Origin of the sequence: Pseudoalteromonas rubra, from assembly GCF_000967655.1 — a bacterium.
Taxonomy (GTDB): Bacteria; Pseudomonadota; Gammaproteobacteria; order Enterobacterales; family Alteromonadaceae; genus Pseudoalteromonas; species Pseudoalteromonas rubra_A.
On record NZ_JXYA01000018.1, the window covers coordinates 31,664 to 47,225 of the forward strand.

General features: G+C 48.8%; 11 protein-coding genes. 1 reads left to right on the forward strand and 10 read right to left on the reverse strand.

The genetic code is table 11. The annotated features are described in order from the left end of the window. Positions 1-254 precede the first annotated feature (254 nt). Positions 255-2,390: a cation:dicarboxylate symporter family transporter gene (locus TW77_RS08995; RefSeq protein ID WP_205623857.1), complete on the forward strand. Its 2,136-nt coding sequence runs from the start codon at positions 255-257 to the stop codon at positions 2,388-2,390. A 64-nt stretch (positions 2,391-2,454) separates the two neighbouring features. Here TW77_RS08995 and TW77_RS09000 read toward each other — a convergent pair whose 3' ends face one another. From TW77_RS09000 to norR, 10 genes are all read right to left on the reverse strand, one after another. Further along, entirely contained in the window at positions 2,455-2,835 is a 381-nt protein-coding gene (locus TW77_RS09000; RefSeq protein WP_046004649.1) for a DUF1294 domain-containing protein, read from the reverse strand. Positions 2,836-2,901: 66 nt separating this feature from the next. Further along, entirely contained in the window at positions 2,902-5,082 is a 2,181-nt protein-coding gene (locus TW77_RS09005; RefSeq protein WP_046004650.1) for an exonuclease domain-containing protein, read from the reverse strand. 163 nt (positions 5,083-5,245) lie between these two features. Next, entirely contained in the window at positions 5,246-5,686 is a 441-nt protein-coding gene (locus tag TW77_RS09010; protein ID WP_046004651.1) for a phosphate-starvation-inducible PsiE family protein, read from the reverse strand. A 144-nt stretch (positions 5,687-5,830) separates the two neighbouring features. Next, positions 5,831-9,154, reverse strand: coding sequence for a hybrid sensor histidine kinase/response regulator (locus TW77_RS09015; RefSeq protein WP_082078890.1), 3,324 nt, complete (start codon positions 9,152-9,154; stop codon positions 5,831-5,833). Then, on the reverse strand, positions 9,154-10,365 hold the full coding sequence (locus TW77_RS09020) for an ABC transporter substrate-binding protein (RefSeq protein ID WP_046004652.1): 1,212 nt from the start codon (positions 10,363-10,365) through the stop codon (positions 9,154-9,156). Before TW77_RS09020 ends, TW77_RS09015 begins: the two co-directional genes overlap by 1 nt. A gap of 84 nt (positions 10,366-10,449) precedes the next feature. Further along, positions 10,450-11,706: an adenylate/guanylate cyclase domain-containing protein gene (locus TW77_RS24210; protein ID WP_052713122.1), complete on the reverse strand. Its 1,257-nt coding sequence runs from the start codon at positions 11,704-11,706 to the stop codon at positions 10,450-10,452. Between the two features lie 40 nt (positions 11,707-11,746). Beyond that, on the reverse strand, positions 11,747-12,583 hold the full coding sequence (locus TW77_RS09030; RefSeq protein ID WP_046004653.1) for an ATP-grasp domain-containing protein: 837 nt from the start codon (positions 12,581-12,583) through the stop codon (positions 11,747-11,749). 153 nt (positions 12,584-12,736) lie between these two features. After that, positions 12,737-13,222 carry a bacterioferritin gene (gene bfr, locus TW77_RS09035; protein ID WP_010380639.1) on the reverse strand — a complete coding sequence of 162 codons (486 nt, stop codon included), beginning with the start codon at positions 13,220-13,222 and terminating at the stop codon, positions 12,737-12,739. A 3-nt stretch (positions 13,223-13,225) separates the two neighbouring features. Beyond that, positions 13,226-13,696 (reverse strand): bacterioferritin, encoded by a 471-nt coding sequence (bfr, locus tag TW77_RS09040; protein WP_046004654.1) that lies wholly within the window; start codon positions 13,694-13,696, stop codon positions 13,226-13,228. A 197-nt stretch (positions 13,697-13,893) separates the two neighbouring features. Beyond that, a complete protein-coding gene (gene norR / locus TW77_RS09045) occupies positions 13,894-15,468 on the reverse strand; it encodes a nitric oxide reductase transcriptional regulator NorR (RefSeq protein ID WP_052713123.1) in 1,575 nt (524 codons plus the stop codon). Between the last annotated feature and the right edge of the window lie 94 nt (positions 15,469-15,562).

Sequence of the window (15,562 nt, forward strand, 5' to 3'; positions counted from 1 at the left end):
TGTTCTATTTTGAGGCGAGAAAATAGGGTCGATAACTAGGCAAAAATTTTGCTGTTTAGTACTTCTAAATGAGAAATTTTTAACACGGTTAGCGTCCTATTTGCTCCTTCAAATTGAACAAGTATTAAGTAAAATTGGTATTGCCGCGCTGCATTCAGATTAATTTCAGCTAACCTCAATATAATCTCGCTCTTTTTATTGCGCACATGGGGATTATGAAACTCGTTTTAGGTTGGTTAAAGAGCATGAACTGGATGCTCTGGGCATTGTTACTCGGTATTGCATGTGGCCTTATTTTTGGTGAACGGGTGGCGTTTTTAAAACCACTCGGCGAAGGGTTTGTTAAACTCATGCAGATCACCATCTTCCCTTACATTGTGGTCAGCCTGGTGGTCGGGCTGGGTAAGTTTAATCCGGATCAGGTTAAATCCATTCTAGTCAAAGCAACCACTGTCATGATAAGCCTGTGGCTGGTCGGCCTGGCTGCCATTTGGGCGTTTTCACTTACGCTGCCGAGCCATGATGCCGGGACTTTTTTCTCTCCCGCCCTGGTGGCCAGCGCCCCGGAGGTGGACTTTGTCAGCCAGTATATTCCCGCCAACCCTTTTGCATCCATGGCCGAAGGCAATGTGCCCGCACTGGTGATTTTTTGTATTGCACTTGGGCTGTCGTTAATTTCAAACGGACAAAAGAACAGTCTGTTAGATGTACTTGAAGTCGTGGGTCAGGGGCTCTCTTTGATCTCGAAAAAGATCATTAAGCTTTTTCCGATTGGGATCTTTGCAATGACCGCCAGTACCGCCGGCACCATCAGTATGGAAGAGCTCAACAACCTGCAAATTTATCTGGTGCTGGTTACCTGTCTGGGGGCCTACCTAATGTTTGCCCTGCTGCCTATGCTGGTCGCAGCATTAACCCCGGTTAAGTACCGCGACCTGATCATGGTGATGCGCAATGCCTGGATCACCGCGTTCAGTACCGGCAACGTGTTTATTGTCCTTCCTGTGATCACAGAGGGGATCAAAGCCCACCTGGCAAAAATCAAACGCAGTGATGAAGAGTCGGACCATATCGCCGAAGTGCTGGTGCCCATTGCTTATACGTTTCCAAGCTTAGGTAAGCTGACAACACTGATGTTTGTCACCTTTGCAGCCTGGCTGACAGGCAGCCCGGTTACGCTGGATCAAATACCCAATGTCACTTTATCGGCCATGCTGAGCTATTTTGCCAACGTGCATATTGCCATTCCTTACCTGCTCGACAGCCTGAAGATCCCGGCAGACAGCTACCAGTTGTATCTGTCGATGTCGGTACTGACCGCTAAAATTGTCTCTCCGACTACAGTTATCTATATTTTTGCCTTCGTGCTGTTAAGTATTTTCTATACCAAACGTCAGCTGCACCTTAAGCGGATCCGCTCGGTGTATTACCTGACTTTACTCAGCGCCCTGCTGCCTGCATTTATGTTACTCAGCTTTACGGCCAATAATCACCTGGCCCGCGATACGCAGGCGGCTGATGAGATCATTGCCAATATGGTGGTTTCAGATAAAGTGCCGGCAGAAGTGCTCAACCATGTGCCCAAGGCCTATCAAAGCGGAGAGCTGTCTCTGACCAACATAGACGTGATCAAAAAACGAAACTTACTCAGGGTGGGCTACCTGGTCGACAATGTGCCATTTAGCTACTTTAACCAAAAAGGAGAACTGGTCGGTTTTGATATTAGTCTGGCCCATAAACTGGCTGCCGACTTGAATGTGAAGGTTGAGTTTATTCCGTTCAAAAAGTCGCAACTGGCTGAGTACCTGAATAAAGGCTTCTTTGACATTGCGATGTCGGGACTGGAAATTAACGTTGCCGACCTTAGTCAGGTCAGATTTAGTGATCCAGTCCTGCAATTACAAATGGCTTTAATTGCCAAAGATCATCGCCTTAAGCAACTGGCCACCCGGGAGCAGGTGCTCAGCTACAAGGATCTGCGCCTGGCGCATGTGGAATACACCCCTCTGATGCAAGACCTGGCAAAAAAATATCCTCATATTCAGGTGTCGGCTTTGTCGAATCATCAGGCATTCTTTGAATCCGACGGACAATTCGATGCCATGGTGATAAGCGCTGAGGCTGGGTTTGCCTGGAGCATGTTCCATCCGGAATTTGGCGTTGTTGTACCCAAAGGCGCAGAGATGCAATACCCGGTTGGGTTCGCCGTTGCCAAGCGCAACCTGGACATTCTGAGCTTTGTTAACGCCTGGCTCACCATTGCCAAAAGTCAGGGGCAAATCACTAAGAGCTATGATTACTGGATCCTGGGCAAAGGCACGCAAAACAAGCAGCATCGATGGTCTTTAATGGACGAGCTGGACTACGAGTTTGAACTCAAGCTCGATTAATAAGCCGGTGGCAGACGCAAGTCTGTCACCTAACTCTTCTTAACTGCATGCCAGGCGCTGGGGGTTACATCAAATATCCGGCCAGCACAGTGACAAAGGCAAAAAGCTGAACCAAATACAGAGCCAGTAGTTTTAATAAAAATGGCAGCTTGATTGTTTTATGCCTTAACACCGACATAACCGGTAAGGTTGCCATATGGCATGATCCCGCAGAGACAAGCAGCAACAGGCGCTCGGACAGTCGCTCAGTGCCTTTTTTTGCTAATGCTTTATCTCTTGCATATACCCCAAACACAGTGACACAAGAGATCAGCAGATACACAGGGATGGACCAGGCAGGAACAGACAAAGCTATCAGGCTGGGTGCTATCGCAAATATCAGCAGTAACGCAGACAACCCCCAGGAAACCTGCAACAAAGAATAGACGAGGTACTTTTTATACACAGCAATGACTGTTTACTCAGAACATGAGGAGCAATGTACACTAAACCCCTCAAACAAACACCCCTGCTAGGTTAACGGCTGCTGATGTGCAAGCCTTTGCGCGTTAATCATCACAAATAACTCGGCCGTTGCCTGGGCGTCTGCCATCGCCCGGTGATGTTGGGTTAAGGTGATGCCCAGCTCGCGACACACATTGTTTAACGCATAAGACTTCAGACCGGGCAGCCACTTTCTGGCCTGCTGAACGGTACATAACTTAGGCTTTTGGAAGGTTTGCTCCAGACGGGCAAACTCAGCCTTGATAAAGCCCATATCAAAGTTAACATTGTGCGCAACAAAAATGGCATCTTGCATAAAGTCTTCCACTTGCTGTGCAACCTCAGAAAAACGCGGTGCATCAGCCACCATCTCATTACTTATGCCCGTTAATTCGGTGATGTATTTCGGGATCCGCCGCAGCGGATTAACTAAGCTTTGCCAGCGCTGCGTCACCTCGCCATCAACCACTTTGAGCATGGCAATTTCGGTTATGCGGTCAAACTCCTTTTTGCCTCCAGTCGTTTCCACATCTATCACAACATAGGCCTGCTGCGGCGCGATTTGCCAGCGTACTTGCTGAATATCCACCTTAAAGCCCGACTCCATCAGGCGTCTTATGGTCACCAGCTGATTACGTCTAAGGCTGTCGCCAGGCGCTTTAATTTCAACAAATGAGACGTCGGTGCCGTTAATGCAAATAAGATCCGGATAGCCATCTTTGAGCATTTTAAAATCTTTACACATGGCGCGCAGATGTGCTTTTAACGGCGCAATGGGGATCAGCCGGGCCACCATCAGTAAAAGATCTATGCCTGGCTGATGCCAAAACACTAAACGATTCGGTTTGCCAAAATGCGAGCCTGCCTGGTGCAACAACCAGTCGAATAAACTTTGATTATCTGTAATACCAGCCAGGATCTGTTCGATTTGCTCGCTATGTACTTCATAGAACTGGTTATATTTAAGGCTCTTGGGGGTTAAGTCAAACTCATTACTGGGTGCACTGGCATCAGATTCATACAGCGCGGGCCAAAAAGCCAACACAAATAACATCCGCCAGAACTGGTTTTCTCCATGAAAGGCCTGGCAACCCTGACGGCGATACCAGGCAATGGCCCCTTGTTCAGGATAGCCAACATAGGCCTCGTCCAGCGCAATCGGTGTGCCGCTTTGACGCAGCATATCGGTGAGTACTGAGGTACGCTTGGTGGTGAATTTCAGCGCTGAGAAGTCTTCGGCAAATATCAGCAGCTCCTCATTTTGTGGACAAGCTAACACAGCCTCCAGTTGCGCCTGGCAGGCCTGGTACTCACCTGCACTATACAAAGCGCGAATGTATTTTTCTTGTGCTTTTGGATGATGGCTGAGCTCAAGCATAGCCATTGCCAATTGCGCGTCGTCCTGCTCCAGCTGGCAAGCCAGTTTGTGCGTTAGTTCATCCCGTCTGGCCTGTGCCATCGGCCCCTCAGCGACTGGCACCTGCTGTTCGCAAATTTGCTTTGCCAATGACACTTTGCCTGCCAAATCCAGGGTTTTCAGGTTTTTGTTCTGAACAACATAATAATAGGCACTTTGCGCCTCTGCCAGTTCCGAAAAGTGCGCATTACCAGTGGCAACGCCCTGACGCGTTTGCATCACACCAAGGTCGCGCAGAGAAAATTGCTGTAAGGTGCCACCCAGTTTGCCAAAAAACAAAAACAGCCAATATTCAAAGTCCGCTTTGACCGACGCCGACAGATGGGCACGAAAGACAGATGTATCCGCCAGGGAGGCGCTTTGGCTTTGTGTATGGACGAACTCAACCCACAGGGCTTTTTTCGCCGATTTAGCCGGCGCTGCCACAGAAACGTTGCCCGACGACATCAGCTCAGCGGCAATAGACTGTAACTGCTCCTTGGTGAGCTCAGCCAGCAGTACATCGCTATCTTCATCTTGTGCCACACTGATCAGGCCGTTGCGCGCCAGTGCCAGCAGCGCAGCATCAATGTCGTTAATTTCTGCATAGTTAAGCTGGGCTCGGGTTACAAATACGCGCTTGCGATTAATGATCCGCAACAACAGGCACAGGCAATCCTCATCCAGAGATGCAAGCTCTCTCAACAGCATTTGCTGCACCGGGCTTAGCAAATGAAGGCTGGTTTTAGCAATAAACCCATGCAGCTCATTAAAGTGGGTGAGGTAATACTTTTCTGGCAACGCTTTTAACATAGACAACCAACCCTGAAAACCAAAACACTGTATATTATAACAGTAACATCCTAAGCTAATCTGGTCTGAAAGCAAAGCCCGTTGTTATGCCTTATTAGTTAGCGCGCGTAAGGTAGTTGAGAGGACAGCGTTTGAAAACGGGGCCGCAGCCCCGAAGTAAAGATTAGTGACTTTCCTGCTCTGCGAGGTGTTTCTCACGCTGATATACCAGCACAGAGGCAATACGCAGTGCGCCCAGTACAAATAGAAACGCTGAAAATGCGTAGATCATGTCTGGTTTAAGGTCATGTTTGAACAGTGCAATCAGAATTTCCCTGATCACAAACACAATCGCGCCATCAACAATAAAGGTCAGCCTTAAGCGATGGGTATTAAAGTACTCAACCAAAGAGCGCGACAGCTCAATCAGCACATACAGCGTCAGTACATCCGCAATGATATCAATGTAATGCCCAGTGATCCCCTTAAACGCCAGTAGCTTCCAGGTGGTCACGAAGAGTTGTAGTGTGCCAATGGCAATGCCGATGATGATAAAGAGTAAGATGACTGCAAAGATTGCATCAACAGACTTATCAAAAACCACTTTTATTTTATTGCTTATCATGGTGTCAATTAACTTGGTTACAAGGTTAATTGTACAGTGCAGAGCCCTCCGAACTGTACAAACTTCACTCACCCTGAGCAAAGCCGCGCGATAATAAGGCTAAGCGCAGCAATTAGCTAGCATTATTTTGACACTCTTTATTTTTTATTCTTCGACCAGGATTTGCTCATACTCCAGGTGCTTTTTCAGACAACTCAGCAGCGCCTCTATGGACACAGGTTTGCTCAGATAATCGTTCATACCGGCTTCAAGACATTTTTTCTCATCGCCCACCATAGCATTGGCGGTGAGCGCCACTATGGTAATGTCCATATTCGACTTACCAGCCTGTCCTTTCCGGATAGCTTTGGTGGCATGAAAACCGTCCATTTCAGGCATCTGACAATCCATCAGTACCAGCGAATAGCCTTCTGAGTGTTGATACTCTCTCAGGTTGCGCAGTGCTTCATTGCCGTCATTAACAACATCAACAGATTCTATATCGAGCTTTTGCAACATACTGACTGTCACTATCTGGTTAACCTGATTGTCCTCTGCGAGCAAAATACGCGGCTTTGGTGACCACTTAACCTTTTTTGTATCCTGGTCTGGGTCTTTCATGCTTTTCAAATAATGGGTTGTCACCAGCGGCTTGGCATTTGCCAGCGCCTCGCCGTCATCGGCAACCACAGACAAGGCGTTAAACAAGTCCTCTGTGGTTGCGGGCTTGGGAAAGTACCCCGAGAAGCCCAGATCTGCAAAGTAAGAGGCATCGCCCTGATGACCAATGGAGGTCATCATAATGAGCTTAATTCCCCCAAAACGCTTATCTTCTTTGATGGTTTTGCCCAGTTGTGCACCGTCCATATTGGGCATTTGCATATCCAGCAAGGCAATATCAAACATTTTGCGCTGACCATCGTGGTAGCGCTTTTCACATTCGGCCAGTGCAGCAATGCCCGAAGAAGACTCAAACACCTGAGCGCCCCAGTGCCGCAGTTGCTGGCCTAATACCGTACGGTTTGTCTGGTTATCATCCACTACTAAAAGCTCAAGCTGAGACATGTCCAAATCTGGCAGTATTTGCTTTGATTGTGCGCTTTTCTCAAGTAACACGGAGAATGTAAAGGTACTCCCCTCACCTTCAGTACTTTGCACTGAGACATCGCCGCCCATCAGCTGGCATAACTTTCTGACAATGGCCAGGCCCAAACCGGTGCCGCCATATTTTCGTGTAGTAGAGGAGTCTACCTGAGAAAAGGAGTCGAACAGGGCCTCACTTTTGGCTTTTGGTATGCCTATCCCTGTGTCTGTAATGGCACACTCCAGACGCAACAGGTTATCTTCCTGTTCCGTCAGTTTTCCCTGAATAATCACTTCTCCCCGTTCGGTAAATTTAATCGCATTACCAACCAGATTCGCGAGGATTTGCCTGATCCGGCTTGGATCTCCTTTGGCCATACTTTGCTCGATATCCAAAGTATCCAACACCAGTTCCAGCCCTTTACATTGCGCTTGCAAAGCCGCCGACTCGGCAAAGTCTTCAAACATACCGCGCAAGTCAAAGTCGAGCATTTCAAGCTCTAACTTACCGGCGTCCACCTTAGAAAAATCGAGTATGTCATTGATCAGGTTCAGCAATGAGTTTGCACTGCTCATCGCCAGCTTAACCCTGTGGGTTTGTTGTTCATCCAGTTCGTTGCTGAGCAGCAGGTTCAGCATGCCCAGCACGCCGTTCATGGGGGTGCGGATCTCATGGCTCATGGAGGCCAGAAACTCACTCTTCGCCCGACTGGCCTGCTCGGCCTGACTTTTTGCCTCTGCCAGCGCTCTTTCCTGCGCGATATCCTCAGAAATATCCTGAATGATCCCCACATAGGCAACCAGCTCTCCCTGGTCGTTGCTCACCGGTGCAATATGCAGGTTGTTCCAAAACGGCTTACCATCTTTTGTATAATTGAGAATCACAGTGCGGTGCGCCTGGCGATGTTTAATCGCTTCGACCATATTGGCGACCACTTCTGGTACAGTGTCCTCACCCTGCAAAAACTTACAGTTAGTCCCCAAGACCTCGTCGCCATAGCCCGTTATTTTAGTAAAGGCGCTGTTGATAAAGGTCAGTGGCAGGCCCTGCACTTTGGCATCCGAAATAATAATGCCCACATCACAGGACTCGATAGCATAGGCAAGCAAATCGTTGTGCTCCTTTGCCTGGCTTAAAGCCTCCTGAAACATTTTTTGATCTGTGATATCGGTCAAAGAACCCGACATACGAATGGCTTTCCCTGTCTCATCGCGCAGCGCCAGCCCTTTTGAGCGAAAGTAGCGATAGTCGTTTTGTTTGGTGCGCAGACGAAACTCTACATCAAAGCCGCCCTTGCCGTTTAAGTGATCTTGTAGTGCAGAAAAAGTCGCACTTCTGTCTTTTGGATGCAAATGCTGCTCCAACACCTCAAAACGATCTGCAAAGCCGCTAAGATCATTGGGACTATAGCCCAGTAACTCTCTGTATCTCGGCGAATAAAAGACATCGCCGCTTTCGATATCCCAATCCCAGATGCCATCATGGCTACCGGCTATTGCCAGTTTAAAGCGCTCCTCGCTTTTTTTGATCATTTGCTCTGAGGTCTGAAGACGTTTGAATGGATTCAGCAGTAACTGGCGACCAAAAAACAGCAGTAGTAGGAAGGATAAAGAAAGCCCAATAAAAATGGCCTGGCCAAGCTCAACAATAAAATCAAAAACGCTGTCGTCTATGGTCGACTGGCTGATCATCAGACTGACATGAATATCAGTGCCCGGCATTTGTGTGTTGTGCAGCACAACATATTCCGCACCAGGCGCGGCATTGCTATAATTGACCCATTGCCCGGACAACTCGACCGCCAGGGCCTGATTGCTCAGATCCAGGGCCAACAAATTGGCCAGATCAGTATCAAACTCAGCGACCAGCACGCCCTCTGTAAATCCGTTGTATTCAATGGGCACGGCAATGACAAAACTAAACAGCTGTTCGTTTTGTTGTAAAAGCACCGCATGTGGTAAGCGCCCGTCAAGCAGCAGCTCAAGCCACTCTTCCTGTTTGCCGGGCTCTAATGAGACCTGGCCACTGCGATATACCGGCTCGCCAAGCACATTGTACAAAGACAAGGGCTCCTTTTTGCCCAGGATCCGATACTCCCCCAGAAAGTCAGACAAAGAAGCGCGCGAAATATCTGACCCCATCACGCCGTTGGCCAACACCGGATATTGCGCCAAGTCTTTAAGCAGTACCAGTCGAGTGCGCAAAAACTGGCCCAAGTTGCTCACCCCCAATCGCGCTTCAGTCTGACGCACTTCCGTTTGTACCTGCCGAATGGCGGTATCCGCATGATTGCTGAGCATCACCAGGCTCAAAGACACTGACAATATCAGGCTGCACAACAAAAACGCGTAGAATGCCTTGTCGGAGCTCATTTTAAATAGCGACTTCACTGCATTATTTCTCATTAGTTATTTAGCACCTTGATACTGCCATCAGCGTTGTAACTGGCCATACAAATGTCTTCCAGACCCAGCGCCTCATGGGCATCTGGCTGCGACTCTGACCAGGGTGAAAATGGCTTCTCGTACACTTTCAGCAACCCCTGAACTGGCTGCTTGAGGTTTTCAAGCGCAGCACGCAATGCGGCTCTGTCTTTTTTTACATCGCCGCTCAAAACGACTTGATCGAGCGCGCTAAGCAGGACCCGCCCTAAATCATAGCCGTGAATAAACCCGGCCGGAGACTGGATAAATCGGCCATCAATGACTTTGTCCGGATAAGCGCCCACCAAGCGCTGCCAAACCTGCGCGGCAAATTCGCTATGCGGCCGTTGCTGAAATGAGAAGCAGCTTTGCAGAAAGTGTAAATCTATACCCGCACGCAGTTCATCGGCCACCTGCTCGAAAAAGTGACCACCCGTTATGCCCCAGTGACTGATAATGGCTGGGCGCTGTGCTTCTGGTGTCTGCGCAAGCGCTTTGACCAGTTGCTTGCCCTCCAGCGCATTACCGACAAATATCACACAATCGTGGCCGCTGCTGACAATCTCTCGCAGCATGATTTTGGTGGCGTTCATTTTCATGTTCCAGTTAAACCAGGTCACGGGGGCCTCGGGCTTGTCCAGTGCCCGGGTAATGGTTTGATAATTTGATTTACCCCAGGGGGTGCGCTCCAGCAACATGTGTGGCGAACGACACTCCTTTTTCCTGGCAAATTCTACCAGCCTCAATCCGGCTTTGGTGTCATCAATAGAGAGTCTGAATACCCAATTGTTGGCATCCGGGTAACGTGTTATCGGCCCACCCGCAGCCCAGGGCACTAAAAGCAAAATGCCCTGCTGGTTAATAAATTCACGATGTTTGATATATGGCGGTGAGTGTAATCCACCGAGCATCAGTAACGCATTGTCGTCCTGCAAAAATCGCCGCATGATCAGTAAACTGCGGTTACTATTGCCCCTATGGTCCTTTTCCAGCAATTGCAGCCTGAACCCCTGCACCTCAAAGTTGCGCTCACTGAGCGCACTGTTAAAGCCCATTTTCATGGCTTCAGCGGACGCTTTATGGCTGCTGTAATCCGAGTCATGGTAAATATGCAGCACGGGTCGCTCTGGCGCGTTTGCCAGTACACTGAAAGTCATAATACAAAGAAAAACAGCAAGCAGTGTCCGTTCCATATTCATAAGCGCGTTAAATAACTGATTATTTAAAGTTAGACTATTTCATAAAGATTGCTTAGCGCAACACCTTGTTAATCTTTTTTAGTCAGGGTAGTGATACACCTCGATAGGCTGGCTGCGCCCGGTAAGCTCAACCATGGCAACCCGTTTAAGCTGTGTCAACCGGGACTGGTGTACACTTTGTTCGCTGATCAGCAGCGGAAAGTTTAACTCTTTGGTTTTGCTTTCAATCCGAGCCGCCACATTGACTGTATCGCCAATCACAGTGTAGTCCATACAGCTGCTGCTACCCACATTACCCGCAATTGCATCACCACTGTGTATGCCAATGCCAATCGCGATACTCGGCAAGCCCTCTGCAACGAACTCCTGGTTGAGTGCCTCAAGCGCCTGAAGCATCTGCCGCGCCGCTTCTATTGCGTTTTTAGCATTGTTTTCTTCTTCTTGAGGCGTTCCGAATACAGCCATGATCGCATCACCGATAAATTTATCAATCATGCCCTGGTGGATAAAAATAACGCTGCTCATGCGCGAAAAATAGCGGTTCAGCAATTGCGTGATCACTTCCGGGTCGTGCTGCTCACACAAACGGGTAAAGCCGCGGATATCCGCCATCAATACCGTCACATCGCGCCTCTCGCCGCCAGGTTCAATATCAACCTCCCCCCGCTCAACCGCTTTAACTAATTGCTCAGGCAAATAGCGCAACAGGCGCTCGCGATGGCGCAACTTGGTGTAGGTGCCGGTGATATAACTAGACAAGGACCAGGCTAAAAAGCCCGAGCAGATGATGATCACTTGCTCGTGGATCTCAATGGCTCTGGCTGTGTGACTGTGCTCGAGCACTAAGGTCCCGGTCACCACGCAACAAAGTGTGGAATAGTAAATGATCAGCTTACCCTGGCGAAATGCACTCATAATATTAAACAGTAACAGAACACTTACCAGCATGAGTTCGAACTCAGTCTGGTGCAGGTCCTGCAAAAAGTGTTTAAACACATCCAGCGACTCAATTTCGACCGATACCACCAGAATAATGGTGTAATCGAATAAGATAGAGACATATTTGAGCCAGGGTTTGTAGCCTTCGGAGCGAGACCAGTGTGAGACCAGAGCGCACCAGCAAGTCACCACGGCGATGGTGGCCAAATCAACGACCACCAGCGTGGTATCCCAGCCGATACTGTATAAACCGATGGCCAGTTCAGTAAGGAATAAGGCCATCAGGCCAAAAAAACGCAGCTTATTAACATGGCGCTCCATGTCCATTTCACGCCTTTGGTAACAGTCGGTCAGCAGAGTATCAAAACTGCTGTCTATGTCCTTTAACCATTTCATTGTCGGATAACCAGATCACAGGGTTTCCAACAGTTTAGCCCTAAGTTGTTCGATTATTCAGCTTTTGTAGCATGTTTTTGTACATGCTGGTGACCGCCGCAGGCCCAAGTTCAGGATTATCTATGATCAGATGATTAAACTTAGGGGAAGAGTTCAGTTCAATCAGATAAAAGCGGTCATCCTGACCCAGGATAATGTCAAAGCCAACAAACCCGATATTTGCCAGCTCAAACACAGGCTTAACAAACTCAAACAGCACCGTGAGCAAAGTCTCATCCTGCTCCAGTGTCGCGACTTCATTTTTCTCCCAATAGCGCACATTAAATGTCTGCGCCATGCCCCTTTTATAGGCCAGCAAGGGTTCGCCAAAGCCACACACCAGACGGTATTCAGCCTTGTTCTCAACATAGGCCTGCGCCAGCGCCAGATAATCATAGTGCTTTGACTGGCCGTTGAATATCTCACCAAAGGCAGCCACAAGCGAGGCTTTATCCTGACATAAGTGAACATTCACACCCAGTGCGCCGCTATTACTTTTAATGACCACCGGATAGCCAAAAGTGTGCTCAACTGCCGCAACAATTTCATCCATGTTTTGGTACTGCAAATAGTGTTTGTACTCGTCTGGCACATTGGGGTCGAGGAAAGAGAGCGTCTGGGGCATAGTCACAGCCTGATTAAACGCCTGATATGAATGCATTTTGTCCCGGCACAGACCGTAAATGGACTCAGAGTTAAAAGGGGTTTTATTAAGCTCAAAGTACTCAACACCATGGTTGAAATACACCCTGACCAAATTTTGTTCGCGGTCGATACATTCGTGTCTTAAGCTCAGTTGTTTACATGCCTCTACCAGGCAGGCGACCTGTCTTTCCAATTTAACGCTCCGTTATCAACAGCCTGATGCTGCCATCTTTCATGGCGGCAAGTATCCCTGTGAATAACCCGTTTGGCAAGCCCGCAAAGTCAGTTTAATCAGGCATAAAAAAAGGAGGCATGGCCTCCTTAGGATTGCACTATAATCTATTGTTTAAGTGGGATCGCCACCCGACATCTGGCTTTGAATATAATTTGGTAAGCCAATGAGTTTGATCAGTCCAATGTGCTGTTCAAGCCAGTAGATGTGGTCCATTTCTGTGTCGTCAAGCAGCGCTTCGAGCATCTCGCGCGACACATAGTCCTGCTCTTCCTCACAGACCGCAATGACTTTTTTCAGATGATCTTTTACCGTGATCTCTGCTGCCAGGTCATTTTCAAGCATTTCCTGAACGTTTTCTCCCACTTTGATGGGCGCTCTGGATGCTGTATCGGGCGTGCCCTCAAGGAACAAAATGCGCTCCGTGATCCGCTTCGCGTGATCCAGCTCTTCTTCGTATTCATGAGCCAGTTTATGGTGCAATCTTGACAGGCCCCAGTCTTCGTACATTTTAGAATGCGCCAGATACTGGTCCATTGACGATAACTCCAGGGTCAGCTGCTTGTTGAGTAAATCGATTACTTTTTGAGAACCTTGCATGTCTTACTCCTCAATTTGCGATTGCAGATAGTTTTCTATGCCGCAATTTTTGATGAGGAATTGCTGGGTTTCCAGCCAATCGACATAGTCTTCCTCATATTCCAGAATATCTTCGAGCAGTTCACGACTGACATAGTCCTGCTCTTTTTCACACAGCTCAATGGCACTGCGCAGTACCGGCAGTTGCTCCGTTTCAAACGCCATATCGCAGCTGAGCATTTCTTCGGTGTGCTCACCAATACGCAGTTTTTCGAGATGTTGCAAATTTGGCAGGCCTTCGAGGAATAAGATCCGTTCGATTAAGTCGTCGGCCTGCTTCATGTCTTTGATGGATTTTTTGTAGGCTTTCTCGTTGAGCTCTTCAATGCCCCAGTTTTTCCACATGCGTGCGTGCAAAAAATACTGGTTAATAGACGTCAGCTCGAGCGTTAAGACCTGATTTAATGCTGCTATTACTTGCTTGCTACCCTGCATAGGGCCCCCTCAATAAGGAATAGTTAGACGCCTTATAAACCTAGAACAAAATCGCAACTTAGCAAGACCGATTAAAACTAATAAATTTCTTAATATATTCTTTTAAAATAAATGACTTATAAACTTAGTAAGAACAATTTTCATTGCGAATAACAGTCCTTATTCAGTTACTTCATTTTATTAAATTGCCAGTGTCCTCAGGTTAGCTTTTTAAGCGTTGCTATGCCCAAACGTTTTGCCAGACGCACCAGGTTTGCCCTATCAACGGATAGCTCACGCGCAGTGGCTGCCCAGTTGAGTTCATTGGCCTGTAACCGGGCCTTGATGAGATTTTTCTGAAACGCTTCTGTAGCGGCCTTTAGGGTTTGCGCAGCGGGTACTGAAGTAGCCTCGCTATACGGGTTATCTGCTGGTGCCTGCGCAGCGCTGGCTTGCCACTGAACACCATGGGTGATATCAACCTCGACAATATCCTGCGCCAAGGCGGTATGCTTTGCCTTCAGCGCCGCCCGGCTGAGTACATGTTCCAGCTCGCGCACATTGCCCGGCCAGTCGTGTGCCTGCAATTGTTTTAAAAAAGGTGCCGACAGCACCAATTGACGCACTCCCAGCTTTTTACGCAATTGCTCAACAAAAAAGCCCGCCAGCGGCACAATGTCCTCTGCACGGTTTCTCAACGGCGGCACTTGCAGCGGAAAAACGCTCAGACGATGATACAAGTCGGCACGAAAGCGACCCGCTTCAACCTCCTGGCGTAAATCACGATTGGTTGCAGCGACTATCCTGACATCAACATATTGCGGTTTATCTGTGCCGACGGGCTGGATCTCACCACTTTGTAGCGCCCGCAGTAACTTGCTTTGCATGCCCAGTGGCAGTTCACCGATTTCATCAAGAAACAGGGTGCCACCATGCGCCACCAGGAACTTACCTTCACGATGTCTGTCGGCACCGGTAAAGGCCCCTTTACGGTGGCCAAAAAACTCACTCTCGGCCAGGTGTTCACTTAACGATGCACAGTTGACCTGAACAAACGGGCCCTGAGCACGCGAAGAGTGTTCATGAATGCGCCGTGCCACCAGCTCTTTACCTGTACCGGTTTCACCCTGGATCAGTACGCTCAGCTCAGAATTCGCGACCAGATCAATATCCTGCTTGAGCCGTTGCATCACCTCGCTGTTGCCTATCATGGTATAGCTCTGATGGCTGAGCTCTCTGAGCATCGCCCTGCCGTGGCGCGCTTGCTCAGACAATGCCGCCAGATTCAGTGCGGTCGCAAAATGTGCTGCAACCAGAGACTGCAACATCACGAGCATGGGTAGCGCAACTTGTTCAAACGCGCTGGGCGTGAGGCTGTCAAAGGTGATCATGCCAACCAGTTGCGCGTCCTGATATAGCGAAAAGCCCATGCAGGCGTGGACGGGTAATGCCCCGGCGGTGGCCAGCAGCATACCGTCATACGGGTCTGGCAGCGGGCAATCTGCCGCAAATATTTGCGGCTGCTGAGCTCCAGCAATGGCCGCCAGCCTTGGGTGATCTTTGATCACAAAACGCCGCCCCATCGCCTCTGGCGCAAGGCCCGAACAGGCAAGCGGATAGGCAATCCCCTGCTCGCAGCGTAAAACCGCAATGGCGTCGGCCGTTACTGCACTCTGAACTGCACGTACCAGGGCCTGAGTAAACGCGCCAATATCGCCTTCATTAACACGGGGAAGTTGCTGAGCCAGCTCAGTACTGATACCGAGCAGGTGAGATAAGGTTCGCTGATCCAAGTCAATATGACCTATTAAAGTTTAAAAGACATCTTCAGTGTAAGTCATTATGACTCCACATAGCAAGCAGACAAACCATAACCTGCTGTTTTAT